Origin of the sequence: Pseudoalteromonas pernae (assembly GCF_039831865.1) — a bacterium.
GTDB lineage: Bacteria > Pseudomonadota > Gammaproteobacteria > Enterobacterales > Alteromonadaceae > Pseudoalteromonas > Pseudoalteromonas pernae.
The window spans coordinates 62,893-88,943 of sequence record NZ_JBDODM010000005.1; the positions used below are offsets into that span (position 1 = coordinate 62,893).

Annotated in this window: 29 protein-coding genes; 14 read left to right on the forward strand and 15 right to left on the reverse strand. The window is 45.5% G+C overall.

Features of this window, described 5'->3' with window-relative positions; translation table 11 throughout:
• Positions 1-5 precede the first annotated feature (5 nt).
• On the reverse strand, positions 6-1,061 hold the full coding sequence (locus V1358_RS12815) for a homocysteine S-methyltransferase family protein (RefSeq protein ID WP_347390651.1): 1,056 nt from the start codon (positions 1,059-1,061) through the stop codon (positions 6-8).
• A complete protein-coding gene (locus V1358_RS12820) occupies positions 1,051-1,998 on the reverse strand; it encodes a homoserine O-succinyltransferase (RefSeq protein WP_347390650.1) in 948 nt (315 codons plus the stop codon). Before V1358_RS12820 ends, V1358_RS12815 begins: the two co-directional genes overlap by 11 nt.
• Before the next feature lie 150 nt (positions 1,999-2,148).
• Here V1358_RS12820 and V1358_RS12825 point away from each other — a divergent pair, with 150 nt between their 5' ends.
• The 6 genes from V1358_RS12825 (at position 2,149) to V1358_RS12850 (ending at position 7,484) form a co-directional block, all read left to right on the forward strand.
• Positions 2,149-3,036 (forward strand): DMT family transporter, encoded by an 888-nt coding sequence (locus V1358_RS12825; protein WP_347390649.1) that lies wholly within the window; start codon positions 2,149-2,151, stop codon positions 3,034-3,036.
• Positions 3,037-3,130: 94 nt separating this feature from the next.
• On the forward strand, positions 3,131-4,804 hold the full coding sequence (gene ettA, locus V1358_RS12830) for an energy-dependent translational throttle protein EttA (protein ID WP_347390648.1): 1,674 nt from the start codon (positions 3,131-3,133) through the stop codon (positions 4,802-4,804).
• A 123-nt stretch (positions 4,805-4,927) separates the two neighbouring features.
• Complete coding sequence (locus V1358_RS12835; protein ID WP_347390647.1) at positions 4,928-5,290, forward strand: PilZ domain-containing protein; 363 nt, start codon at positions 4,928-4,930, stop codon at positions 5,288-5,290.
• 37 nt (positions 5,291-5,327) lie between these two features.
• The gene (locus V1358_RS12840; RefSeq protein WP_347393909.1) at positions 5,328-5,726 is read left to right on the forward strand and encodes a DUF350 domain-containing protein; all 399 of its coding nucleotides are present in this window, start codon (positions 5,328-5,330) and stop codon (positions 5,724-5,726) included.
• A gap of 12 nt (positions 5,727-5,738) precedes the next feature.
• Positions 5,739-6,326, forward strand: a complete 588-nt coding sequence (locus V1358_RS12845; protein WP_347390645.1) for a DUF1190 domain-containing protein — start codon at positions 5,739-5,741, stop codon at positions 6,324-6,326.
• The gene (locus V1358_RS12850) at positions 6,327-7,484 is read left to right on the forward strand and encodes a glutathionylspermidine synthase family protein (protein ID WP_347393783.1); all 1,158 of its coding nucleotides are present in this window, start codon (positions 6,327-6,329) and stop codon (positions 7,482-7,484) included.
• A 44-nt stretch (positions 7,485-7,528) separates the two neighbouring features.
• Here the strand turns inward: V1358_RS12850 and nqrM are convergent, their stop codons facing one another.
• The 11 genes from nqrM to V1358_RS12905 all read right to left on the reverse strand — a co-directional run bounded on the left by nqrM (position 7,529) and on the right by V1358_RS12905 (position 17,404).
• A complete protein-coding gene (gene nqrM, locus V1358_RS12855) occupies positions 7,529-7,741 on the reverse strand; it encodes a (Na+)-NQR maturation NqrM (RefSeq protein ID WP_105188151.1) in 213 nt (70 codons plus the stop codon).
• A gap of 74 nt (positions 7,742-7,815) precedes the next feature.
• A complete protein-coding gene (locus V1358_RS12860; RefSeq protein WP_440589895.1) occupies positions 7,816-8,856 on the reverse strand; it encodes an FAD:protein FMN transferase in 1,041 nt (346 codons plus the stop codon).
• 124 nt (positions 8,857-8,980) lie between these two features.
• Positions 8,981-10,207, reverse strand: a complete 1,227-nt coding sequence (gene nqrF / locus V1358_RS12865; RefSeq protein ID WP_347390643.1) for an NADH:ubiquinone reductase (Na(+)-transporting) subunit F — start codon at positions 10,205-10,207, stop codon at positions 8,981-8,983.
• Positions 10,208-10,224: 17 nt separating this feature from the next.
• Positions 10,225-10,833: an NADH:ubiquinone reductase (Na(+)-transporting) subunit E gene (gene nqrE, locus V1358_RS12870; RefSeq protein WP_347390642.1), complete on the reverse strand. Its 609-nt coding sequence runs from the start codon at positions 10,831-10,833 to the stop codon at positions 10,225-10,227.
• A gap of 10 nt (positions 10,834-10,843) precedes the next feature.
• Complete coding sequence (locus tag V1358_RS12875; RefSeq protein ID WP_347390641.1) at positions 10,844-11,473, reverse strand: NADH:ubiquinone reductase (Na(+)-transporting) subunit D; 630 nt, start codon at positions 11,471-11,473, stop codon at positions 10,844-10,846.
• Positions 11,473-12,240, reverse strand: a complete 768-nt coding sequence (locus V1358_RS12880) for a Na(+)-translocating NADH-quinone reductase subunit C (protein WP_347393784.1) — start codon at positions 12,238-12,240, stop codon at positions 11,473-11,475. The genes V1358_RS12875 and V1358_RS12880 overlap by 1 nt, the downstream gene beginning before the upstream one ends.
• A complete protein-coding gene (locus V1358_RS12885) occupies positions 12,233-13,432 on the reverse strand; it encodes an NADH:ubiquinone reductase (Na(+)-transporting) subunit B (protein WP_347393785.1) in 1,200 nt (399 codons plus the stop codon). The genes V1358_RS12880 and V1358_RS12885 overlap by 8 nt, the downstream gene beginning before the upstream one ends.
• Before the next feature lies 1 nt (position 13,433).
• Positions 13,434-14,777, reverse strand: coding sequence for a Na(+)-translocating NADH-quinone reductase subunit A (locus tag V1358_RS12890; protein ID WP_347393786.1), 1,344 nt, complete (start codon positions 14,775-14,777; stop codon positions 13,434-13,436).
• Positions 14,778-15,206: 429 nt separating this feature from the next.
• Positions 15,207-16,397 carry an enoyl-ACP reductase FabV gene (gene fabV, locus V1358_RS12895; protein WP_347390637.1) on the reverse strand — a complete coding sequence of 397 codons (1,191 nt, stop codon included), beginning with the start codon at positions 16,395-16,397 and terminating at the stop codon, positions 15,207-15,209.
• A gap of 95 nt (positions 16,398-16,492) precedes the next feature.
• On the reverse strand, positions 16,493-16,807 hold the full coding sequence (locus V1358_RS12900) for a BolA family protein (protein ID WP_347390636.1): 315 nt from the start codon (positions 16,805-16,807) through the stop codon (positions 16,493-16,495).
• A 36-nt stretch (positions 16,808-16,843) separates the two neighbouring features.
• Positions 16,844-17,404 (reverse strand): alpha-ketoglutarate-dependent dioxygenase AlkB family protein, encoded by a 561-nt coding sequence (locus V1358_RS12905; protein WP_347393911.1) that lies wholly within the window; start codon positions 17,402-17,404, stop codon positions 16,844-16,846.
• 101 nt (positions 17,405-17,505) lie between these two features.
• On the opposite strand from V1358_RS12905, the gene V1358_RS12910 reads away from it, so the two are divergent.
• Genes V1358_RS12910 through V1358_RS12925 form a run of 4 tightly spaced genes read left to right on the forward strand, consistent with a single transcriptional unit; the run spans position 17,506 to position 21,303 of the window.
• Positions 17,506-18,636 (forward strand): methyltransferase, encoded by a 1,131-nt coding sequence (locus V1358_RS12910; RefSeq protein ID WP_347390635.1) that lies wholly within the window; start codon positions 17,506-17,508, stop codon positions 18,634-18,636.
• Positions 18,637-18,649: 13 nt separating this feature from the next.
• The gene (locus V1358_RS12915) at positions 18,650-19,216 is read left to right on the forward strand and encodes a YajG family lipoprotein (RefSeq protein ID WP_347390634.1); all 567 of its coding nucleotides are present in this window, start codon (positions 18,650-18,652) and stop codon (positions 19,214-19,216) included.
• The gene (locus tag V1358_RS12920; protein ID WP_347393787.1) at positions 19,213-19,845 is read left to right on the forward strand and encodes a peptidylprolyl isomerase; all 633 of its coding nucleotides are present in this window, start codon (positions 19,213-19,215) and stop codon (positions 19,843-19,845) included. The genes V1358_RS12915 and V1358_RS12920 overlap by 4 nt, the downstream gene beginning before the upstream one ends.
• A gap of 54 nt (positions 19,846-19,899) precedes the next feature.
• A complete protein-coding gene (locus tag V1358_RS12925) occupies positions 19,900-21,303 on the forward strand; it encodes an AmpG family muropeptide MFS transporter (RefSeq protein WP_347393788.1) in 1,404 nt (467 codons plus the stop codon).
• A 40-nt stretch (positions 21,304-21,343) separates the two neighbouring features.
• On the opposite strand, the gene V1358_RS12930 is transcribed toward V1358_RS12925, so the two are convergent.
• Positions 21,344-21,577 carry a helix-turn-helix domain-containing protein gene (locus tag V1358_RS12930; RefSeq protein ID WP_347390631.1) on the reverse strand — a complete coding sequence of 78 codons (234 nt, stop codon included), beginning with the start codon at positions 21,575-21,577 and terminating at the stop codon, positions 21,344-21,346.
• A gap of 304 nt (positions 21,578-21,881) precedes the next feature.
• On the opposite strand from V1358_RS12930, the gene V1358_RS12935 reads away from it, so the two are divergent.
• Positions 21,882-22,061, forward strand: a complete 180-nt coding sequence (locus V1358_RS12935; protein WP_347393789.1) for a hypothetical protein — start codon at positions 21,882-21,884, stop codon at positions 22,059-22,061.
• A gap of 57 nt (positions 22,062-22,118) precedes the next feature.
• On the opposite strand, the gene erpA is transcribed toward V1358_RS12935, so the two are convergent.
• The gene (gene erpA / locus V1358_RS12940; protein ID WP_347390629.1) at positions 22,119-22,457 is read right to left on the reverse strand and encodes an iron-sulfur cluster insertion protein ErpA; all 339 of its coding nucleotides are present in this window, start codon (positions 22,455-22,457) and stop codon (positions 22,119-22,121) included.
• 279 nt (positions 22,458-22,736) lie between these two features.
• Between erpA and V1358_RS12945 the strand changes: the two genes are divergently transcribed.
• The 3 genes from V1358_RS12945 to V1358_RS12955 all read left to right on the forward strand — a co-directional run bounded on the left by V1358_RS12945 (position 22,737) and on the right by V1358_RS12955 (position 26,026).
• Positions 22,737-24,419, forward strand: a complete 1,683-nt coding sequence (locus V1358_RS12945; protein WP_347393790.1) for a chloride channel protein — start codon at positions 22,737-22,739, stop codon at positions 24,417-24,419.
• Positions 24,420-24,437: 18 nt separating this feature from the next.
• Positions 24,438-24,872 carry a CopD family protein gene (locus V1358_RS12950; RefSeq protein WP_347390627.1) on the forward strand — a complete coding sequence of 145 codons (435 nt, stop codon included), beginning with the start codon at positions 24,438-24,440 and terminating at the stop codon, positions 24,870-24,872.
• A gap of 137 nt (positions 24,873-25,009) precedes the next feature.
• Positions 25,010-26,026: an aspartate carbamoyltransferase gene (locus V1358_RS12955; RefSeq protein WP_347393791.1), complete on the forward strand. Its 1,017-nt coding sequence runs from the start codon at positions 25,010-25,012 to the stop codon at positions 26,024-26,026.
• The last annotated feature ends 25 nt before the right edge of the window (positions 26,027-26,051 follow it).

Consider the following 26,051-nt stretch of genomic DNA (forward strand, 5'->3'; position numbering starts at 1 on the left):
GCCTCTTAATTCAAGTTACAGGCTTCAAGGCCACTAAGACGCATACGTACTGGCAATTGGGGCAACTGACGCGGAGCCACATTTTTTAACCCATCAGCAAATGCCTTGATATGCTCAGGCGTGGTGCCACAACAACCACCAACGATATTGATAAAGCCCTCTTTACCCCAATCGATAATCTCTTGTGCCATTTCTTCGGCTTCCAAATCGTATTCACCGAACTCGTTCGGCAGGCCCGCATTAGGATGCACCGAGGTAAATGTTTCACATACACCCGAGAGCTCTTCCACATACTGGCGTAAAAGGTCAGGACCAAGGGCACAGTTCAAGCCGATTGAAAGCGGCTTAATATGACGAATTGAATTATAAAAAGCTTCGGTGGTTTGCCCTGATAGGGTGCGCCCAGAGGCATCAGTGATAGTGCCCGAGATCATTACAGGCAAGCTTGTGCCAGCTTGCTCAAACGCTTCTTCTACCGCGAAAGACGCTGCCTTGGCATTCAAGGTGTCGAAAATAGTTTCAATTAAAATGATGTCCGCACCGCCTTCCATCAAGGCAAGCGTCGATTCCACATAGGCCTCAACTAATTGGTCAAAGGTAATGTTGCGATAGCCGGGGTCGTTCACATCCGGTGAAATGGAGCAGGTTTTCGACGTTGGCCCAAGCACCCCTGCTACGTAGCGTGGTTTGCTCGGGTCTTTAGCGGTGAATTCGTCCGCCACCTTGCGCGCTAAACGCGCCGACTCCAGATTGATTTCACGACTAAGACTCGCCATATCGTAATCTTCCATCGAAATGGTGGTCGAGTTAAAGGTGTTAGTCTCAATGATATCGGCACCCGCTTCAAGGTACTCACGGTGAATTTGCGCGATAACCTCAGGTTGCGTCAGACTTAATAAGTCATTGTTGCCTTTGACTAATACATGCCAATCAGCGAAGCGCGCACCACGGTAATCATTCTCTTCAAATTTGTGCTTTTGGATCATAGTGCCCATGGCGCCATCCAAAATTAAAATGCGCTGTTTGAGTGCCGCACTGAGTGCTTGATGTTTATTCGGCATAGTTGTTAGTCCTTACATCTTGGCTAACCAAGTTAATATCATAGGGAGTGGTCTGGTAAACATAGTAGTTAAGCCAGTTGGAGAATAACAAAAAGGCATGACTCTGCCACGTTTTAGATGGCTTGAAATCAGGATTATCCTCTGGGAAATAATTCTTTGGTTTAGGAGCGTTCGGGCCTTTTTGCACATCACGCTGATACTCTTTTAACAAAGAATCAGCATCATATTCAGGGTGGCCAGTAATATAAACTTGCGAACCGCTTTGGTTCTTCAGTAAGTAGGCACCTACTTCGTCAGAGCCTGCTAAGGTGATGAGTTCGCTGTGCTCAGCCACACGCGATAACTCTATGTGTCCATAGCGCGAGTGCGGCACCAAAAAGCGATCATCAAAACCACGTGTTAACGCTGCATGGTCAAAATAACACTGATGTTCAAAGACGCCACAGAGCTTATCTGCTCGCAATTCGCGTTTTAAACCATAATGATGGAACAACCCGGCATGCGCCGCCCAACAACTAAAAAGTGTTGACGTAGCATGGTGCTCTGCCCAATCAAAAAACTCTTTTAGCTCCTGCCAATAGCCTACGTCGTCATATTCTAAATGAGCCAGTGGTGCGCCGGTGATGATAAGCGCATCATAGTTGGTGTCTTTGACATCAGAAAAATAACGATAGAACATATCCAAATGCTGCTCTGAATTTTCACTCGAACGATGAGTATCAAGACGCAGTAAATCGACGTTGACCTGCAATGGCGTGTTCGCCAATAAGCGAATAAATTGCACTTCCGTTTCTACCTTATTCGGCATCAGGTTCAATATACCCAAACGCATCGGGCGTATTTCTTGGGTACTGGCGCGACTTTTAGGAATAACAAACACATTCTCTTGGCGTAAATGCGAGATCGCCGGTAACTCATCTTGAACCGTAATAGGCATAGTAGGCTCCATTTAAAGCTAGAACAGCTATTATGACTAGACTGATGGAAATTTCAACCTCTAGATGTTTAGACGTCCATTTAAAAATTTACAGCAGCTATCTCCCTTGTCATAATGCCGCGCGCAGATAATGAGGTGTTGAGGTGATGTGTGGGATTAGGTGAATTAGCAGCCATAAGCGCGGCAGTGGTTTGGGCATTTTCAACTCTGCTCTACAAAACATTCAGCCATCACTTGTCACCCATGCAGCTCAATGTAAGTAAAGGCTTACTTGCAACTTCTATGATGGTTCTGGTGATTGTACTCACCGGCGATTTCAATATTCCCCAACACACTCATGCATGGTTATGGCTCATTGCCAGCGGTGTTATCGGCATAGCCATCGGCGACAGCGCTTATTTCGGCGCATTGCGCAATATTGGCCCTGCACGAACCTTGGTGATTGAATCGCTCGCCCCTGCCCTCGCTGGAATTCTCAATATTATTTTATTGGGGCACTTTTTATCTTTGCTTGCTTGGCTGGGAATAATCGTCACCAGTGTAGGTGTCGTCATCGCCATCTCACCCCAACAAAACTTACAACCTGTTGATAAACGCCATTATTTCATAGGCGTATCGCTGGCGCTGCTGGCTGCACTGTGCCAAGCCACCGGCATGGTGATGTCTAAAGGGGCAATGAATACTGAATCTATGAGTAGCCTATGGGCTGCACTTATTCGATTGGTATCGGGCACGCTCAGTGTCGCCTTGGTGGTGGCTATTATTAAGTACAGTGATTTATATCAGGCAGTACGTCTTAAAGGCATTGAGAATAAACATTGGCTACTTGTAGCCGTTTTCTTTGGCACCTTTATTGGCCTATGGCTACAACTCGCGTCGGTAAAATACACCGACCCCGCCATCGCTCAAACCATCTTTGCAACAGCGCCGCTCATCGTCATGACCATAGGCTTTGTAAAGCGCGAGCCTGTCAGTACAAAAATGATATTCGGTGGCTTACTAGCATTAGTTGGCGTGGGTATTTTACTGGCAAATTAAGGACGTAAAAACACGCCCTTTCGTTGACGCTTTTACCCCTGAGACTCTACAATAACGGCTGTTAAATTATAGTCACACTACAAAGGCTTCTTTCATGGTTTTACCTGATAAGTTTATTTTCTCGATGAGTCGAGTGTCTAAAGTTGTGCCACCTAAGCGCACTATCTTAAAAGACATCTCATTACACTTCTTCCCTGGCGCTAAGATTGGTGTACTAGGTCTAAATGGTGCGGGTAAATCAACCCTTTTACGCATCATGGCAGGCGTTGATAAAGATTTTGAGGGTGAAGCGCATCCTCAGCCGGGCGTTAAAATCGGCTACCTTCCTCAGGAACCTGTGCTTGATGAAAACAAGACTGTCCGTGAAGTGGTTGAAGAAGCAGTAAGCGAAGTGACCAACGCACTGAGCCGTCTTGATGAAGTATACGCTGAATATGCAATGGAAGACGCTGACTTCGATGCACTTGCTAAAGAGCAAGGTGAACTTGAAGCTATTATCCAAGCGCACGATGGCCACAACCTAAACAATGCCCTAGAGCGTGCTGCCGATGCACTTCGTCTTCCGCCTTGGGATGCAAAGATTGAACACCTTTCAGGTGGTGAGCGTCGTCGTGTTGCTATTTGCCGTCTGTTGCTAGAAAAACCAGACATGCTGATTCTCGACGAACCGACCAACCACTTGGACGCTGAATCTGTAGCTTGGCTTGAGCGCTTCCTACACGACTACGAAGGTACTGTGGTTGCAGTAACCCACGACCGTTATTTCCTTGATAACGTTGCTGGTTGGATCCTTGAGCTTGACCGTGGTGAAGGTATTCCATGGGAAGGCAATTACTCATCTTGGCTTGAGCAAAAAGATGCGCGTCTTCAACAAGAACAAAAAGCTGAAAAAGCGCGTCAGAAGTCGATTGCACAGGAACTTGAGTGGGTACGTTCAAACCCGAAAGGCCGTCAGGCTAAATCGAAAGCACGTATGGCGCAATTTGCTGAACTACAGCAAAGCGATTACCAAAAGCGTAACGAAACCAATGAACTATTTATTCCACCGGGTCCACGCCTAGGTGACCAAGTTATCGACGTTAAAGGCCTTACAAAGAGCTTTGGCGATCGTATGCTTATCGACAACTTAGATTTCAGCGTTCCTAAAGGTGCCATCGTAGGTATCATCGGTGCCAACGGTGCGGGTAAATCCACACTGTTTAAAATGCTCAGCGGTGAAGAGCAGCCAGATGGCGGTGAAATCACTATTGGTGAAACGGTTGAGTTAGCAACGGTTGACCAGTTCCGTGGTCACATGGACGAAAGCAAAACGGTATTTGAAGAAATCGCTGATGGCCAAGACGTGCTTAAAGTAGGTAACTTCGAATTCCCAAGCCGCGCTTATGTGGGTCGTTTTAACTTCAAAGGTAATGACCAACAAAAGTTTGTTAAAGACCTATCAGGTGGTGAGCGTAACCGTTTGCACCTAGCTAAACTGCTTAAAGCTGGCGGTAACGTATTGCTACTGGATGAGCCGACCAACGACCTAGACGTAGAAACACTGCGTGCACTTGAGAACGCTATCTTAGAGTTCCCAGGCTGTGTGATGGTTATTTCGCACGACCGTTGGTTCCTTGACCGTATTGCAACGCACATTCTTGATTATCGCGACGAAGGTCAAATCAACTTCTTCGACGGTAACTACACCGAGTACGAAGGCTGGTTGAAGAAAACGCTTGGTGCGGATGCTGCACAACCAAAACGTATTAAGTATAAAAAGATTGGCTAATTAGCCCGGTCTAGAAAATGCCTCACTAAAGTGGGGCATTTTTTTTGCCAAGTTGACGAAAAATAGGAAAAAATTCGTGCCCACAACTACACTATTAGAGTAAATGGTTGGTATGGAAAGAAAATGGAAAATCGTCGTCACTTTACTCGTATCATTTTTCAGCGCCCCGCGCTGGTGATGTTTAATGCTGATCATTATGGATGCCACTTACTCGACCTTTCTTTAAATGGCGCCTTAGTCAGCCTCCCTCTTGGCTTAAATCCAGCAGTGGGTCAATACGTAGAGCTTATTTTCAACCTCGCAGGCAGTGACATCGACATCAAGATGAAAGCGGAAGTCGCACACGTAGACAAGGAGAGTATTGGCCTACATTGCACTGAACTCGATTTAGATAGTGCCACTCACTTAAAACGCCTTATTGAACTAAATGTTGGGGATGATAAGCTATTGCACCGAGAGCTAGCACAACTGGCCTCTTTGGAATAACAACAACTCGACTCAGTGAGAGCAAATAAACATGTTCATGGAATCTATCCAAGGGTTCGTGCCCTTTATTTCTTATTTTGGCCTAGGTTATGTATTAGTTTTGGCCTTTCTATTCTTATATACACTAGTTACACCGCATTGCGAGTGGACACTAATGAAAGAAAACAATGCGGCCGCCGCAACAGCGTTCAGTGGCGCCTTTATTGGTTTCACCTTGCCTGTAGCCAGTGCTGCAATTAACTCCGTATCACTTATCGATTTTGCCATTTGGGGTGTTATCGCCGGTGTGATGCAACTGGTAACCTTCTTCCTTGTGCGCTTATACATGCCTAAGTTGTCAGAAAAAATCGCAAATGGCCACATGAGTGCTGGTGCTTTCCTTGGTGTAGCATCACTTGCGACTGGGATTTTAAACGCTGCTTGTATCACCTACTAAGGAGCGCTGCGCATGAAAAGAACGAGTAAACTCAAGCTCACACTCATGTTGGGAGCGACGGCGGGCTTAGCGGGTTGTGGCGATCCTGAAGAATCGGCACTGCTATTTGAAAATGTTGACGATTGCACAAGCTTCGGTGTTGAGAACGAAGTGTGCCAAGCACAATATCAAGAGGCGCTAGCCAACCACGCTATTGAAGCGCCCAAGTACGCAAACGAAAACCTCTGCGAAACAGACTTCGGTTTTGAGCGTTGCGAGCAAGAAGGGAGTATTTGGCGCCCTATAATGGCAGGCTTCATGATTGCAGCCGTAGCCGAGGCCGTGGATGAAGGTCTTGACCTAATGAAAAAGAAAAAGCGTAAGAAATACGCTTATTTCGGTGGCAATTACTACTCAGGTTCTAAACCTTTGTACCGTTCCCGCGATGACTTTTTCAGCTTCCGTAATGCCAATAACGACTACATCGGTGCGTACAACAACCGCGGTACCACCATGGTGAAGAAATCGAAAATTCGCTACGCAAGCAAGCCAACAACGGTAACGAGTACGCGCGGTGGATTTGGTCGCCGTGCTGCCTCTCGCAGTAGTTTTGGTGGCTAAATGTTTCGCCAACCTATCACTGAGCGGCCAGATTTGGTCGCTCAAGCCGATTATTTCGGCTTCGAGTTTTGCCGTATCGATGGCGAAAAATATTGGGACGAGAGCGCCTACTACCAGTTTACCCTCGCACAAATAGAAAACGATTTAGAAGACCCTACCAACGAGCTAGAGCAAATGTGTTTGGAGCTCGTGAGCAAAGTCGTCAATGACGAATACTGGTTAAAGAAGTTCGCTATTCCACAAGGTTACTGGGACTTCATTGCCAACAGCTGGCGCAATAAGGAGCCAAGCCTCTATGGGCGCATGGACTTTAGCTACAACGGCCAAGGCCCAGCAAAACTCCTTGAGTACAATGCCGATACACCCACGTCTATTTATGAGGCGGGCTTTTTTCAATGGCTATGGCTAGAGCAACAAGTCGACCGAGGCAAGTTACCCCGCCAAAGTGACCAATTCAACAGTATTCAAGAAGCCCTGATTGGCCGCTTCAATTACTTTAGTAGTCACAGCGCCCTACACTTCGCTCACAGCAGAGATTCTATTGAGGATAAAGGCACAGTGGCTTACCTTCAAGATTGTGCCTACCAAGCTGGCATGCCAACAGTAAGAATGGCCATCGAAGACATAGGTATCGATAGCAAAGGGCAACTGACCGATTTGGAAGAACAACCCATTACTCAACTATTTAAACTCTACCCATGGGAAGAGCTTTTTTTAGATGATTTTGGGCCGCAACTGCTGACCACGGATACCTTGTTTGTCGAACCTCCTTGGAAGTCGGTATTATCCAATAAGGCTATCTTGCCACTGTTGTGGCAGATGTTTCCAAATCACCCTAACCTACTACCTGCCTACTTTGCCGGTGACGAGGGGGAAGGTCTAGAGCAAGGCTATGTAAGCAAGCCGCTGTTTAGTCGTGAAGGAGAAAATATAACTTGGGTGCACCCTAGCAAAGGGCGCGTCCACGAAAGTGGTAGTTACGGTGATGAAGGCTTCATCACCCAAGCACTTGCGCCGTTACCTGTGTTTGCGGGAAACCACACACTGATAGGATCGTGGGTTGTGGGCCATAAGAGCTGTGGATTAACCATTCGTGAAGACAACGGCCCAATCACAAAAGATACATCTCGATTCGTGCCGCATATTATTCTTGGCTAAATAACGACACAAAAAAACCGCTTAATTAAGCGGTTTTTATTCAATCATAGAATTTGGTTCTCTTTCCATGCTTGCTCTTTGGCCATACGCTTTTTGCGTTTATCACATGGGTCGTCACAGTCACACGCTTTATCAATACCGACTGATCCTAAGCCGCCGCAGCTGCTGGCCATTGATTTACGCTGAACAATCACACCCACGGCCATCGCAGCAATGATGATTAAAAGCAGACCAAAAGTAAGAAGAAATAGCTGCATTGTCGTGCCCCTTAAAAATGACAATCTTCGGCTGAGTTAGCCACGGGCGCTATTATACGCCCGCTTGCATCTGACTACAAATATGGCGCAAACGCAGGACTTGAATAGGTTTTTAAGCCATCTGCGGTTTTACTGATTAAATACACGGGAAGATTATTGGCCTCAGCATAGGCTTTTGCTCGCTCTGTGCCCATCACTGTTAGCGCAGTCGCAAGACCATCTGCGGTCATTGCACTTGGGTGCAGCACAGTCACTGAAACAAGATCATGTTTGATCGGCATTCCGGTTTGTGGGTCGATTAAGTGGGTATATACCTCACCGTCCATTTCATAAAAGATACGGTAATCGCCTGATGTTGCTATTCCCATTGAACCCAACTCCAAAGTACGGTGAATGCGTCGCTCGCCCTTTGGTGCGTCCGGTTGCTCAATGGCAATAACCCATGCCTTATCATTGGGCTTGTGACCAGCGATACGCATTTCACCGCCGATCTCCACCATGTAATCGGTAATTCCTTTTTGCTCAAGCAGCTCTGCAACTTTATCGATTCCAAAACCTTTTGCCGTGGCGGAAAAGCTTAGTTCAAGCCCGGCAACAGACTTAGATAAGCCCTGTTCATTGAGTGTTAGCTTATCAACTCCAATATTGGCAATCATGCTATCTAACGCTTCTTGTGATGGGCGCTGAGTAGGCTTTTTGTCAGGACCAAATCCCCACAAATCAATTAACGGGCCCATGGTGACATCCAGTGTTTTGGTTGCAAAACCAAGACGAATAGATTCAGCAACGACAACACGAAAATCATCACTAATTGCCAACACTTCATCCGCACCTAAGCGGTTAAACTGATTAATTTCAGAATTGGGGATGTAGGTAGACATAGACTGATTGACATCTTTAAGCGCGGCTTCTATGTCACTATGCAAAGTATTGTTCTTAAGCTTTTGCTCTGGGGCGTACAACTTAATGTTGTAGGTCGTGCCCATGGTTTTGCCTTGCAGTAACAACTCTTGTTGCTGAGGCTGAGATGGTGCGTTGTCACACCCTGTCAGTGCCATCAAACATATGACTAGAATAAAACTCAGAAATGCGTTGCCAGAGCGAAAGTGCATCATAGTGATAACCGTCCAATCAATTCCACTGCCTTTGAGTAAGCAGCTGGTTTAAATATAAAAAAAGGCCCTCAGAATGCTCTGAAGGCCCTTAATGTTAACACATTAACGATAAGGTATCGCTAAATTAGCCGCCGAAGTCATCCAGTAGGATGTTCTCGTCTTCAACACCTAAATCTTTAAGCATGTTGATAACGGCCGCGTTCATCATTGGTGGTCCACACATGTAGAACTCACAATCTTCAGGCGCGTCGTGGTCCTTCAGATAGTTGTCGTACAATACGTTGTGGATGAAGCCAGTGTAACCTTCCCAGTTGTCCTCAGGTTGAGGGTCTGAAAGCGCTACATGCCACACAAAGTTATCGTTCTCAGATGCTAGACCGTCGAAATCTTCTACATAGAACATTTCGCGCTTAGAACGAGCACCATACCAGAAGCTCATCTTACGCTTAGAGTTAAGACGCTTAAGCTGGTCGAAAATGTGTGAACGCATCGGTGCCATACCTGCACCACCACCTACAAATACCATCTCTGCATCTGTGTCTTTCGCGAAGAATTCACCGAATGGACCAGAAATAGTAACCTTGTCACCTTCTTTTAGTGACCAGATGTACGATGACATCTTACCGCAAGGTAGGCTTAGGTTGTTTGGTGGCGGAGTCGCAATACGTACGTTAAGCATGATGATGCCGAACTCTTCTGGGTAGTTAGCCATTGAGTACGCACGGATTGTTTCTTCGTCAACTTTTGACTCTAGGTTAAAGAAGCCAAAACGATCCCAGTCTGCACGATATTCTTCAGGAATATCGAAGTCAGCGTATTTAACATGGTGAGCAGGCGCTTCGATCTGAATGTAACCACCTGCGCGGAAAGGTACAACCTCACCTTCAGGGATAGCTAGTTTCAGTTCTTTAATGAAGGTTGCTTTGTTATCGTTAGAAATAACAGTACATTCCCACTTCTTGATACCGAAGATTGACTCTTCTAGTTCAATTTCCATGTCGCCTTTAACAGCAACCTGACACGCTAGACGACAGCCTTCACGTGCTTCACCTTTTGAGATGTGATCAAGTTCTGTTGGTAGAATGTCACCACCACCAGATTTAACATCTACGCGACACTGGCCACAAGAACCACCGCCACCACAAGCAGAAGATACGAAAATACCCGCTTCCGCTAATGCACCAAGTAGTTTGCTACCTGGTGAAGTTGTAATTGCCTTTTCAGGATCGCCATTGATCCCGATGGTTACGTCACCTGTTGGTACTAGCTTAGATTTAGCTGCAATGATAACTAAAACTAACAGCACAACGATAGCGACGAATACACCTACGCCTAAATATACCTCAAGCATGATCTCTCCTCGCTACCTTATAGTGAAATACCAGAGAATGACATGAAGCCAAGACCCATTAGACCAACAGTGATAAAGGTAATACCTAGACCACGTAGACCATCTGGAACGTCTGAATACTTCATCTTCTCACGGATACCAGCAAGCAATGTGATTGCTAGTGCCCAACCTACACCTGAACCTAGACCGAAAACTACAGACTCACCGAAGTTGTAGTTACGCTCTACCATGAACGATACCGCACCGAAAATCGCACAGTTAACCGTAATCAATGGTAGGAAGATACCCAGCGCGTTGTATAGCGGTGGGAAAAACTTATCTAGTGCCATCTCTAGAATCTGTACTAGAGCCGCAATAACGCCGATAAACGTTAGGAAGCGTAGGAAGCTAAGGTCAGCTTCAGGGAAACCTAACCACTCAAGTGAGCCTGGAGCTAGTACTGCGTGATAAACCACTTGGTTTACCGGTACCGCAATACCTAGTACGAAGATAACTGCTACACCTAGGCCGATTGAGGTTTTAACTTTCTTAGATACAGCCAAGAAAGTACACATACCCAAGAAGAAGGCAAGTGCAAGGTTTTCAATGAAAACCGCTTTAACAAATAAGTTAAGATACTGTTCCACAACTCGCCCCTTATTTCGCTTCTACTTGGTCTTTCTTGTAAGTACGAAGTACCCAAATGAATAGACCGATGATGAAGAATGCACTTGGTGGAAGGATCAATAGACCCATAGGCTGGTACCAGCCACCGTTTTGCACCAGTGGAATGATTTCCACGTCGAATAGTGAACCTTTACCGAATAGCTCACGAATGAAACCAACAGTCAATAGCACTACTGAGTAGCCTAGACCATTACCAATACCGTCAAGGAATGACATCATTGGTGGTGACTTCATTGCGTATGCTTCAGCACGACCCATTACGATACAGTTGGTAATGATTAGACCAACGAATACAGATAGCTCTTTTGCCGTTGCATAAGAGAATGCCTGTAGAACTTGGTCAACCACGATTACCAATGAAGCGATAATTGTCATCTGTACGATGATACGAACGCTTGATGGGATCTGGTTACGGATCATAGAGATGAACAAGCTTGAGAACGCTGTTACTAGAGTCAATGCGATTGACATGATCAATGCATTTTTCAAGCTTGATGTAACCGCCAGCGCAGAACAAATACCTAGTACTTGCAGGGCGATTGGGTTATTCGCGAAGACTGGTCCAAATAGAACCGACTTCATTTCTTTAGTATCAGCCATTATTTCAACGCTCCTTCACGTACTTTCGCTAGGAAAGGACCAAAGCCGTGATCACCTGTCCAGTAGTCAACCGTGTTATCAACACCGTTAGACGTCAGTGTTGCACCAGATAAACCATCTACTTCGTGGTTTGTATCTGCGCCACTCTTAACTAGGTCAACAGGAAGTTCTTTACCTTGCCACTGAGCCGTCCAAGTTGGGTTTTGGATTTCACCACCAAGACCTGGCGTTTCATTGTGCTTGTAGAAGATAAGGTTCTTAACCGTTTCACCGTCGTTTTCTAGTGCTAGGAAACCGTACATAACACCCCAAAGGCCGTAACCTTGGATAGGTAGGATGATTGATTTCACAGAACCGTCTTCAGCGCGGCTGATGTATACCGGCGCTTCAGTTGTACGACGTTGGATACCCGCTTTATCTTGGTCTTTAGTTAGTTTGATACTCATAGCAGCATCGAACTTACTTTTCTCAAAATCATACGCTTTGATCCAATCTACACGTGCTTGCTCTGAATCGAACTGCACTTGCTGACCGTCTTCAACGTTTACAACGATTGTTTCGATATTCTCGTCAAACGTTGTTTGTACGTTTGTCACACCTTCGAAGCCAGCAGCGGCTAGGATATTGCTTTGAATATCTTTAAGCTTATTTTCTTGCTGTAGTGGACGTAATTGTACTGACGCAAACGATACGATAATCGCACACACCAAACACAATGCTACAACTACACCAAGTGTTTTGCCGATTGATTCGTTTTTACTAGCCACGTGCCAATCTCCTCTTGATGTTTGACTGCGCTACGAAATGGTCGAATAGCGGAGCAAATAAGTTAGCAAATAGGATTGCTAGCATCATGCCTTCTGGGTACGCAGGGTTCACTACGCGGATCATTACCACCATGAAACCAATTAACGCACCGTACGCCCATTTACCTTTATCAGTGAATGACGCTGAAACTGGGTCGGTTGCCATAAAGAACATACCGAATGCGAAGCCACCAAGTACTAGGTGCCAGTGCCAAGGCATGTTGAAAGCAGGGTTAGTTTCAGAACCGATGAAGTTAAGTAGCATTGCAGTTACCACCATACCTAGGAATGTACCTAGCACGATGCGCCACGAAGCAATACGAACATAAATTAGGAATAAACCACCAATAGCAATAGCTAGTGTCGACGTCTCACCTACTGAACCTTGAATGAAGCCGTAGAATGCATTGAACCAAAGATCCATGTTAGCGAAATCTAGTGCACCAGTAGCCGCTTGGCCTAGGTATGTTGCACCAGAGAAACCGTCAACCGCTGTCCATACTGTGTCACCTGAGATCTGCGCAGGGTATGCGAAGAATAGGAAAGCACGGCCAGCTAGCGCTGGGTTTAAGAAGTTACGGCCTGTACCACCAAATACTTCTTTCGCAATTACAACACCAAAGGTAATACCTAGTGCTACTTGCCAAAGAGGAATAGTGGCTGGCAGGATTAGTGCGAATAGTACAGATGTTACGAAGAAACCTTCGTTTACTTCGTGCTTACGCACTGATGCAAATAGCACTTCCCAAAAACCACCCACAGCAAACGTTACTGCGTAGATTGGTAGGAAGAAACATGCACCGTAGAACATCTTCGCACCCCAACCTGAGTCAGCGGTTAGTTCACCACCGAATAGTTGGAATAGACCTACTTGCCAAGAGTCAGCCAAAGCAAAACCGTTCGCGATCGCGTCAGCTGCTTGGTGACCAATGTTAAACATGCCAAAGAACATGGCAGGGAACGTTGCCATCCACACTAAAATCATAATACGTTTTAGGTCGATGTTATCGCGAACGTGAGTACCGCCTTTGTTTACGTAACCTGGTGTGTAGAAAATAGTCGCTGCTGCTTCATACAGTGCATACCATTTCTCATGTTTACCGCCAGGTTCAAAATGCGGTTCGATATCTTCTAAAAATTTCTTCAAGCCCATTTTAGCCTTCCTTCTCGATAGTTGTCAGGCAGTCACGAAGGATTGAACCATATTCGTATTTACCCGGACAAACGAAGGTACACAACGCTAAATCTTCTTCATCTAGCTCCAATGCGCCAAGCGTAATTGCGCTGTCTAAATCACGTGCAATTAGGTCACGTAGTAGTAGCGTAGGCAGAATATCTAGCGGCATTACACGCTCATAGTTACCAATTGGTACCATAGCGCGCTTAGAACCACCTGTAGAGGTAGTCATGCTAAATAGGCGACTTGGTGCTAAATGGCCTAGGAAGGTACGAGTTACTGAGAACTTGTCGCTACCTGGGGCAATCCAACCAAATAGTTCTTTTTCACGGCCTTCAAGCAGTACCGACACTTGCGTGTGGTAACGACCAAGGAAAGCGTGAGGACCTGTTGCATTGGTACCACTTAGTACTGAACCTGAAATAATACGATTGTCACCGTCTTCAAGTTCACCAGCAACTAAATCGTCCAGAGCTGCACCCATTTGCGTCTTGATTAGACGTGGGTTTTTAACGCGTGGACCGGCTAAAGAAATCACACGATCAGTATAGATTTCGCCGTTAAGGAATAGTTGACCGTAAGCAATCACATCTTGGTAACCTAGGTGCCAAACCTGCTTAGCAGCAGACACTGGATCTAAGTGATGAATGTGAGTACCAACTAGACCAGCTGGGTGCTTACCACCAAACTCATGTACTTCAACAGAAGCCACTGATGAGCTAGGTACTTGCGCGCCCGCTTTTTTACACACGTACACTTTACCTTCAGTTAGGCGTGAAACCACAGCCAAACCCGCTTCGAAAGCGTCAGCATTTTCGGCGATCACTACAGCAGGATCAGCTGCTAGAGGATTCGTGTCCATTGCAGTTACGAATACAGAGCTAGGCTGAGCATCGATTGCAGGAACTTTGCTGAAAGGACGAGTACGAAGTGCAGTCCACTGACCTGACTTAACAAGTTGGTCGATCACTGTTTGGCGATCGAGACTTGCCAGTTGGCCTTGGTCGAACTTTGCAAACGTTTCTTGCTCAGTGCCATTAACTTCAATGACAACTGATTGCAGTACACGTTTTGCACCACGATTGATTTCTTTAACTACCCCGGCGGCCGGTGCAGTGTAGATAACGCCAGGATTCTTTTTATCTTCAAAAAGAACTTGGCCTTTTTTGACTTGGTCATCCACACGAACTCGCATGGTTGGACGCATGCCGATGTATTCTTCACCTAGCACAGCTACTCGTTTGACAGGTTGACCGTCATGAATAACTTGCTGAGGTGCGCCCTCTATCGGTAGATCCAGACCTTTTTTTATGTTGATCATACGCACTTGCATTACATTAAAGGAAAGAAACTTAAAATCTTACCGACCACGCTGCTTAGCATCTGCCGACTCGGCGACCAACCGCACTAATTATGGCGTAAAGCAAATTGTTTGGAAGAATACCACCCAACAATGAGCAAATAACAACCAACCTAATTAATACAAACGGTTTAAAAGAGCACCTATTTCGGATAGTGAACCAAGCAACGCAGCGAACTTGTCACATATCTGCCGAATTTTAACATCAATCACGGTGACTATGCGAGTTAAAAAGTAAAAATTATCCAGTGATTAATGGCCATCTTGAATGAATAAACTTCAATATAGACCAAAGTCTTAATTTCGCGTCATTAGATCACTTTGACTTCTCGATAGCCCAGCAACAAAAAAGCCAGTCATAGGACTGGCTCTCAAATTCGACCGTGTAAATTACACTAGGTTGTTGATTTGCACGTCAGGATTTACATCCGCTTCGTAATCAACACCATCTAAATCAAAACCGAACAGGTGTAGGAACTCTTTGTGGTAACCTACATAGTCAGTTAACTCATCAATGGTATCAGTATCAACGCTGTCCCAAATCGCCTGTACGCGTTGTTGCACGTCGTCTTCAAGCTCTTTGTAGTTTTGGAACAGGTGACCACCGTCGTCAAAACGAGGCGTTTCACCGTACAGGTTTTCTTTGAACAAAGCGGTGATCTGCTCAATCGTACCTTCATAGGTACCATCTGCTTTCATTACTTTGAACAATGCAGAAATGTACAATGGCATGATTGGAATTGCTGAACTTGCTTGCGTTACTACCGCGTTCAAAGAGCTCACATAAGCTTCACCAGATAATGCTGCCGTAGACGCTTTAATTTCTTGCGCTGCGCGGTCTAAATCTTCTTTCGCTTTACCGATAGTCGCATGACCGTAGATAGGCCATGTCAGCTCTTTACCGATATAGGTGTAAGCCGTTGTTTTGAAGTTGTCAGCCAATACGCCAGCTTCGTTCAGCGCATCAATCCACAGTTGCCAATCTTCACCACCCATTACTTTTACGGTGTTGGCGATTTCTTCTTCACTCGCCGCTTCAACACTGACTTCATCAATGATGCGCTTAGACGTGTTGAGGTTTTTAGTCGTTACGCTGTTACCAATTGGTTTAAGGGTTGACGAGTAAGTTTCACCTGTTTTTGGATCAGTACGACGAGGAGACGCCAATGAGTAAATGATTAGGTCAACTTGGCCTAATTCATTTTTAATCATATCGATAGTTTGCGCTTTTATTTCATCAGAGAACGCATCACCATTGATGTTCTTCGCCCAAATACCCGCTTCGTCAGCAGCTTGCTGAAATGCAGCGGTATTGTACCAGCCCGCAGATGCAGTTTTCTTTTCAGAACCAGGCTTTTCGAAAAACACACCCAGTGTTTTTGCGCCATGACCGAAAGCAGACACGATACGTGATGCTAAGCCGTAGCCCGTTGAAGAGCCTATGACCAAAACATTCTTTGGACCTTGACCCAAATCGCCTTGGCTTTTTACATATTCTATTTGTTGTTGTACGTGTGCTGCACAGCCCGCAGGGTGTGCGTTAGTGCAGATAAATCCACGGATTTTAGGCTTAATAACCATGATAAAATTCCATTCGTTACCGAAAAATTAGCGCTAGTGTAGCGATTATTTATCCCCACACAGGTCTGATGACTCAGGCGCCGTGTTTTATTTTTCTACTTGTCAAATTTTGAACCGCCCAAACAACTTGGCGATTGCGGTGCGTGTCCCTGCTTATCGGCAAACTCGCTCGGCGTGTATGCGTGAATAGCAAGGGCATGAATGTGATCTCTTAACTCGTCTGCCAAAATGGCATTAATAGTGCGATGACGCTGTAATAAACGTTGGCCATCAAATTGTTCACTCACCACAACGACTTTGAAGTGGGAGTCTTGACCGCGCGCGTGCATGTGGCTTTCATTTTCAACGCGCAAATGCTTGCAGGCTATACCCGCTGCGAGCTTTTCTTCAATCTGGGTTTGCATTGACATAATTATCTATCGTGCCTTGCCATGAGATGGTCGCTACTATAACAAAGTCGATTGAATGTGGCGAAACGTTAAATTAATGCGCCCTTGGGAAACTCTGCGTTGCTTTGGCAAAGAATGTTCATACAGTTTTTGGCTTTGCCCTTTCATCACCAGTAAGCTGCCTGAGGCTAAGGCCAAGTCAGTGACCACTCCTGAACCTTTCTCTTTGAGTTTAAATTTACGCAGTGCCCCTAGTGACACCGAAGCAATGGTTGGCTGTTCACCTAGTTCGGCCTCATCATCAGCATGCCACCCCATACAATCTAAACCATGACGATAATAATTGATAAGCACGGCGTTAAATTCTGTGCCTAGTGACTGGCATAATCGATTGCGCATATCGTCGATGGGCTTGAGCCAAGGCTCCGGTGTAAAAACTTGCCCCGAATAGGTGTACGCGGTGTCAGCGTCTCCCATATACACCTGTAGTCTTGGGATACTATGCCACTTACCGAATACTTTAATTGTCGGTTGTTGCCAAGCAAGAGTATCGCGCAAGTAACAGTAAAGTCGCTGCGCTTTGACAGCGCTGAGCGCGTCTGCTTGGTAGCTAAACATGTCATCACCAAGATGGCTTGGTAATTCTGTGCCGTTAACGTTGGTGGTGTGTGGGCCCATCGTGATAAACTAACGCTATTGTCAGTTAAACATTAGTACTCATGATAACATCTGCTCAACTTGGCGGTAAAACCTATACCCTGCACCGTTTTCCTCTTCAGCAAAAAACTCGCAGCCTACAGGCATGGGATTCATCAGACGAGTATCTAGTTGAGTACGTCAATGAACATTACCCTGATGCTCGTCGAGTGCTAATTCTAAACGATGATTTCGGCGCGCTTGCGTGCGCATTCAATGAGTTAACGTGCGATTCAGTTACTGACTCGTATATTGCAGTTCAGGCATGGCAGCATAATTTGGCTGAGAATGACTTGAATCAAGCGCACTTAAATCCGTTATCGAGTCTGCAAAATTGGGCGAGTGATTATGACTTAGTGATAGGTAAAGTGCCGAAAAACATTGGCTATTTACAGCATCAATTGGCACTGATATCGCAAACTCAAGCCGCTGGTACACCGTTTGTGTTGGCTGGAAAAACTAAAGCAATCCATACCTCAACCATTAATTTGGTCGAGCGTTATATCGGCCCAGCGACAACAACTCTGGCGCAGAAAAAGTCCCGAATTATTACCGCCAACGTAAAAAACAAACCGCAACAAAGCCCTTTCCCGAGAAGATGGCAGCTAGAGGGCAGCGACTTTACTATGGTAAATCATGCCAATGTATTTTCACGGGATTCGCTTGATATTGGCGCGCGTTTTTTCAGTAACTATTTACCCGCATCTAAAAAAGCGGGACACATTATCGACTTGGGTTGTGGCAACGGTGTCATTGGTCTACAAGTGTTGGCAAAATGCCCCAAAGCTCAGGTAACCTTTGTCGATGAGTCTGCTATGGCGGTAGCTTCTGCACAGCAAAGCGTGGAAGAAAACATGGCTGATGCATTAGCAAGATGCCAATTTAAACACAATGATTGTCTGACAGATTTTGCCCCAAACAGCGCAGATCTCATCTTGTGCAATCCGCCATTTCATCAACAAAATGCGGTGACAGATCATATTGCTTGGCAGATGTTTAATGACGCAAAACGCGTTTTACGTTCCGGTGGAGAACTGCGTATTGTTGGCAACCGTCACCTTGATTATCATGAAAAATTGAAGCGTTTGTTTGGTAGCTGTAAGCTACTAGGTTCAAACAAGAAGTTTGTCGTTTTAAGCGCCCAAAAACAATAGGATTATTTAGTTTATGCGTTTGTTTTTATTGAGTTTACTCGCCGTGACCACGTTAGTAACAGGATGTACTAATCGCTCATCTCAAGCTATCCTTGACCCACAATATCAAAGTGGGCAGTTCACGCAATATAATCAAGCAGTTACTTTACAGATAGTCGACCAGCGCGCCAAATCAGCAACGATTTCTATTGCCCATGGCGAAAATCGTTTCTTGATGCCAACCAGCAACCTCGATGACAAAATTTACAATATCTTTGAGCAAGCACTTAACGCCAATGGCGCTCAAGTAAATGCAATGGCCACCTCGCATATTCAAGTGTCAATTCACAGTCTTAATGCCTCAGTGATGCAAAACACCGTGGACCATGTCAGTGAAGCGCAAATAGCGCTGCAAGTGTTTGTTGACCGCAATGGTAGTCAATTCAATAAAATGTATAATGGCCAGAGTCAGTTCCGCGCACCATTTGGTTATGATCAAGCCAAAGTGGAAGCGCAACTTAATAAACTTATTGAGCAACTGGTCGCTCGTATCATGAACGACCCTGAGCTTAACAACTACATGAAACAGGGAGCATCATGACTTCTCGGCTAACGACGCTACTTCTTAGTGTATTTATTTTCCTTGCCCCCCTTGCCTTCAGTGCAGCAGTGCCAGGCGAGTTCGTGCAAAAAAACAATCTTTTCCCGCGTGTTGAGTTTGCAACAAGTATGGGCAAAATTGTCGTCGAACTTGACCGCTCGCGAGCGCCCATGACGGTGAACAACTTCCTAACATACGTAAAAGATGGCAGCTATAAAGGCTCGGTGTTTCATCGCGTTGAGCGCGACGAAGAAAATGACCGTGACTTTGTAATTCAAGGTGGTGGTTACGACAAAGATTATGACGGCCTTTATGAAAATGACCCTATTTTCAATGAAAGTGGCAGCGGTTTAAGAAATGATATGTATACCATTGCCATGGCCTATCAGGACAGAAAACCACACTCTGCGACGCGCCAGTTCTTTTTCAACATGGACAACAATGACCACCTCAACCCGGGTAGTGACTGGGGGTTCGCGGTGTTCGGTTCTGTTGTTGAAGGGTTTGAGACACTCGATAAAATCATGCAAGTAGAAACCGATTTCCAAGAAAAAATTGGTTACTCCTATGTACCTAAGCAAGCTGTCATCATTTTTGATATAAAGGTACTCGACGAAACGCCTTTATAACGAATTCAGGGGCGCTTACAGTGCCCCTTTTTGATCACAACAATAAGAAGATTCATGACCAACTCTCACACTTCTATCGCTGAATATTTCCAGCACTTTCGCGACCGTCGTCTCGTCACTGTGTTTATTTTTGGTATCAGCAGCGGCTTTCCTTGGGTGCTAATTGGCTCAGTGATGAGCGCATGGCTAAAAGATGAGGGCCTCAGTCGTTCAATGATTGGTCTGTTTGGTATGGTCTTCGGTGCTTACTCAATCAACTTTTTGTGGTCTCCCCTCGTTGACCGAGTACGCATACCATTTCTCACCGATTGGTTAGGGCAACGCAAAAGTTGGATATTCTGTTGTTTATGCGTGGTGTTTGTCGCCACATTAAGCATGGCGTTTGTGCAAATTAACGAACAGAATCTCGCAGTTGTGGCCATATTGGCACTGATTATTGCCATTGCATCTGCCACACAAGACATTGCCATTGATGCCTACCGTATTGATATTCTAGATGAAAATGAAACGCAGAAGATAAGTGCTGCTGCAGCGATGGCAACCAGTGGATGGTGGACTGGCTACGCGCTACTTGGGGCGCTGCCTTTCTACGCTGCCGATATCCCAGGGATTGCTTGGCCTGATGTGTATCTGTTTTTAGCTGTCATAGTTGCGCTGCTTATTGGCTATGTATTTTTTGCTCCGGAACCCGTTTCAAACCGTGAACATATTCACGCGCAACTTGAACAGCAGTACCAAGCGCGGCTGCGCAATAATGCTTGCGCACTGCCCTCTTTTATTAACCGCATTCTTGCTTGGCTAGGTGTCACCGTTATTGAACCACTGCGCAGCTTCTTTGCCCGAAACGGGGTGAAAACAGCACTGGCACTATTAGCCTTCATATTTTTATTCAAAATCGGCGAAGCGTTTTTAGCCCGCATGTCTATCGTATTTTATAAAGAAGTCGGATTTAGTAACTCCGACATCGCTACCTTCTCCAAGCTGGGCACTGCTGTGCTGACCATTATTTTTGCGTTTCTCGGCAGCCTATTTAACAGTCGCTTCGGTATTGTTAAAGGTCTATTTATAAGCGGTGTAGCAATGGCAGCCTCGAACCTTATGTTCTCTTGGATTGCTGTAGCGGGCCCTAAACTTTCCTTGTATGCAATGGCAATTATCTTAGATGGCTTTACACAAGCTTGGTCTTTGGTGGCTATGGTTGCCTTCATTTCCATGTTGTGTGACCGCGCGTTCAGTGCCACGCATTACGCATTACTTGCGTCGCTCGGAAATCTCGGGCGCACCTTGCTCTCTGGTTACAGCGGTGTAATTGTGGATGACTGGTTGCACGGGGATTGGTCGATGTTTTTCATCTTGACAGCAGTCATGGTGATCCCATCGTTAGTATTTCTGTTTGTAATTCGTAAGCGATTGTATGAGCTAGAAGAGCAATTCCACAAAGGAAATCAGGCTGGATAAAAGCCAAAGAGCCCTCCCTGGGCTCTTGGGTGAGCGCACTTTACTTAAGTAAAGCTAGACCTTCATATGGATCTACTTCAAGCGCTTCACAATAACGGATAAACTCGATCACGTCTAAGCGGCGTTCTTGATTCTCAATTTTGCCGATGAACGAGTGAGGCGTACCAAGTACTTGTGCCAAACTACGCATTGTGTGACCTTTTTCGTGGCGTTTATCTTTAAGCCACTTCGTCAGTCTTCCGTTTTCCTCGGAAGAAACAGTTTTACCCATCATAATTACATCTCCTACTAGATGAATTTGTTTTACGTTTTCTGATTCGAACATGATTGAATGAGGTTTTGCCCGTCTCATTCTGCTTGGTATTAAAGCACATGTCCCATTTTAGGTATAGCTTATGTACAAAAGTTTACCTAATTTCGGCGCGAAAAAGTTTACTACTAATTTCGTAAGTAAGAATCGCGACCACATCCAATCGATACTAAATAATTTTTTATACAAAATCGACTATTTATTTTTTCTTTAGGGGCGGCTACTTATAAGCTAAGATGAAAAGAAATCACGGCTAATAGGGGAAATAATGTTTCGCTTGCTGTTTTTACTACCTGTCGTTTTATGTCTGGGTTGGTGGTGGTTCCTGAAAACCAATGATATCCCGTTAAAGCAAGGTCGTAAGGGGTTTATTTATATACTCATTTTCTCAGTGTTTGTGCTCGGTTTCTTTACTCTGATGATTTACGTGACAAACAGTAAATTGTAAAAATCAGACACAAAAAATGCCGCGAGATGCGGCATTTTAGTATTAATTTAGTCGTCTCTATACGCTGAAACTAGCGCCACAACCACATGTCGTAGTCGCATTTGGGTTATTCACAAAAAAGCGCGAGCCTTCCAAACCCTCAGTGTAGTCAACCTCACCGTCAACCAAGTACTGTAAGCTCATAGGGTCAACCACCAAAGTTACGCCATTTTTAACGATTTGCATATCGCCCGCATTGGCTTCTTCGGCAAAGGTGAATCCGTATTGGAAACCAGAACATCCGCCACCGGTGACGTAAACACGCAGCATTAATGAAGGATTTTCTTCCTCTTCAATTAATTGCTTAACTCGCGCTGCCGCTGCATCACTGAATTTAATTGGGAATTGCTCTGACATACTCATTCTCTCACTACCTACTGTGGCGCAAATTATCTAATACCCGACTAAGTTAATCAAGTATTGACTGCATTTGTGTTACTCCTATTACCTATCAACAACCGAGTAATAACCCTGTGCGCAGGAAAAGCGTAGGATAGTGAATCCAAACACCTTGACGGAAAAAGAAGCGAAAAGCCATCAAGTCCCTAAACTCTGATGCTAAACAAGGATTTATAAGGTAAGCTTTGGTAGAATTGCGAAAAATAATAATCCAGTCTTTTTATAAGGGAAACCTGTATGCAATTAGGGGCGCTAAGACGACGCCTAGCTCAACCAAAGACTTCCGTACAGCTATGCCTCTTGGGGATCGCTGCGGGACTAATTGCCGCTGGCTTGATTATTCTCTTTCGTCTTACGATTATCTTGACGCAAAACCTGTTTTTAGAAGATTTTGACGACTTCACGACTCTCTCAGAACTACAGCGTTTCCTTCTGCCCGTGGGTGCCGCAGGTGTTATAGCCTTTTTCGCTTATCTGACTGGGTTTAAGCATTACCGTCTAGGGATACCTTTTGTTATCCACCGAATGAAAATTCACTACGGGCAAATGCCGTTTTACAACACAGTTAACCAGTTTGTTGGCGGTGCTATCGCGCTGATCAGTGGTTTTTCCGTTGGCCGTGAAGGCCCTTCTGTGCACATGGGCGCTACCGGCGCTAGTATTCTCGCTAATCAATTGCACTTGCCCTATAACGCCATGCGTACATTAAGTGGCTGCGGTGTTGCGGCAGGTATTGCAGCGTCATTTAACACCCCACTCGCTGCGGTGATTTTTGTCATGGAAGTAGTGATCAGGGAGTACAAGGTGCACATCTTCGTACCCATCATGCTCGCCGCGGTCACAGGCGCCTTGGCTACACAATTTGTATTTGGCGCTGATTCGGAGCTCGCTCTCATCAGTGTCACACCATTGAGCTTTTGGCATTATCCCTATTTGGTGATTTGTGGCATGACCTTAGGTGCCATTGCCTACGCGTTTAACAAAAATCTGATGCTGATTATTCGCACCTTTAAACCACTTTCAATGCTACCCCGACTGTTGATTGCGGGTTTGATTGCCGGTGGCATAGGCTACCTTGTGCCCCAAGCGATGGGTTCGGGTATGAGTGCAATCACTATTGCCATGCATTCTCCTGACAACGTGCAACTGCTGCTCACTATCCTCATTGCAAAATTATTGGCGACGCTTTTCGCAATTGGTTTGGGGATCCCAGGTGGGATCATTGGCCCGGTCATTGGTTTGGGTGTAGTAATGGGCACCTTGATGTCATTTTTTGCTCATCTTGTTGCGCCGGGTACTGATGTAGCCGGCACTTATGGGGTACTGGGCATGGCGGGTTTGCTTGCAGCAACACTTCATGCTCCGTTAGCTGCGCTGACTGCAGTCATGGAGCTAACATCTAGCCCACAAATTATCGTCCCAGCTATGCTCGTCATCGTAACCGCTTATGTGACCGCCTTGCAGGTCTTTGGCAATCGCTCCATCTTCTTACAACAATTGGATTTTCAAAACCTGACCTATCAGGTATCGCCAGCCAAAGAGGCCTTGCAGAAAGTAGGGATCATGGCGGAAATGAATGAAAACTTTAAGTTGCTCTACTCCGACGACAAGGATCTCATCAAAGAGTCTTTGGATAACCTTGATGGGCAAACCCCATTGATTGTATATGATGAAGAAAACGGCTACCGTCTTGCCGAATATGATTTAACCTTAATGTCGCACGAGAACATAGAAATTCGTTATGTAGAGCTTGATGGCGTGAGCTCACAGTCGACACTGTCTCATGCGTTCGACATTCTCAAAGATAAACGCAGTGGCGCGGTGTATGTGTACGACATGCATGATCCCAAAGAAATTGTTGGTATCCTGCGTTGGGACCAAATCCATCACATCCTAACGATTCGTAACGCGCTACTCTAAATATAAGAAGGAAGTCGCATGACCTTAGTGCTAGTTTATAAAGCCCTACATATGTTTTTTATGGTCGCGTGGTTCGCGGGTATTTTCTATTTGCCACGCCTATTCGTTTATCACGCCCTTAACGAAGAGAAATCATGTAGCGCCATGTTAAAGGTGATGGAACGTCGCTTATTACTGTTCGTTACGCCCTTTGCAGTACTCACTGCCGTATTCGGCGCTCTCACCATTGTTGAATATGGCCGAGAATGGTTCCGCGCGAGTATGTGGCTGCACTACAAATTAGTGTTAGTCATTATTCTGTACATTTATCACGGATACTGCTTCAAATTGCTAGCCGATTTCAAACATGACCGCAACACCCGCTCAGACCGTTTTTATCGTATTTTTAACGAATTTCCAGTACTCATTCTTTTAGCGATAATCTTTTTAGCAGTATTGAAACCAGCGCTGTAAAAAATGTGCAAAAATCTGCTATAGTGCGCTCCCAAACGCAGTGACGTTTTTTACCTCAAGCCTGTCACTTTGCTTTATGCATAGCGCGGGCTAAGGTGAGTATTCGATTATTTACTTCAACGTTTGGGACGACCTCAATGCTACGCTTTCAAGGTGAACACATTCTCTCTGTAAATCAGCTCAATAGAGACAGTATCGAGCATATTTTTGCAGTGGCAAAACGGATGGAACCTTATGCCAAAAAACAAAAACGCACGAAAGTGCTCGAAGGTGCAATTCTTGCGAACCTGTTTTTTGAACCCAGTACACGTACTCGGGTCAGCTTTGGTACTGCTTTTAACCTGCTAGGTGGCCTTGTTCGCGAAACAACCGGCATGCAAAGCTCAGCGCTTGCTAAAGGCGAATCACTTTACGATACAGCCCGAGTTATATCAGCATACTCAGATGCCGTAGCCATGCGTCACCCTGATGCAGGCTCAGTGGCTGAGTTCGCCACTGGCTGTAGCGTTCCTGTTCTAAATGGCGGTGATGGCCCGAATGAGCACCCAACTCAAGCCTTATTAGACTTGTTGACGATTGACCGTGAACTAGGGCGTTTCAATCAAGGCATCGACGGCATGCACATCGCGCTGGTAGGCGATTTAAAATATGGCCGCACAGTGCACTCACTGTCTAAGCTTCTTTGCCATTACAAAGATGTTCGCTTCACTATGGTTGCACCTGACGGCCTACAAATGCCGCAATACATTCTTGATAGCGTCAGTAACGCGGGTCACAAAATTGAATTAGTAAACAAAATGGAAGGCAACCTCGCTGCGGATATCGTGTACCAAACACGTATTCAAGAAGAGCGCTTCCCAAGCCAAGAAGAAGCTAACAAATATCGCGGTGGCTTCCGTATCAGCCAAGCGATTTACAACGCCCACTGCAAACCTAGCTCAGTATTGATGCACCCATTGCCACGCGACAGTCGCAGTGATGCTAACGAGCTAGATAACGATTTAAACAGCAATGACAATTTAGCTATCTTCCGCCAAGTACAAAACGGCGTGTTAATCCGTATGGCCCTGTTTGCATTGACACTTGGTGTTGAAAACCAAGTAGAAAATTATGAAACAACCGTGCCATGGTTCAGCCGTAAACGTGAAGATTAATTTGCCAACCCAAGTAGGAAGCAAT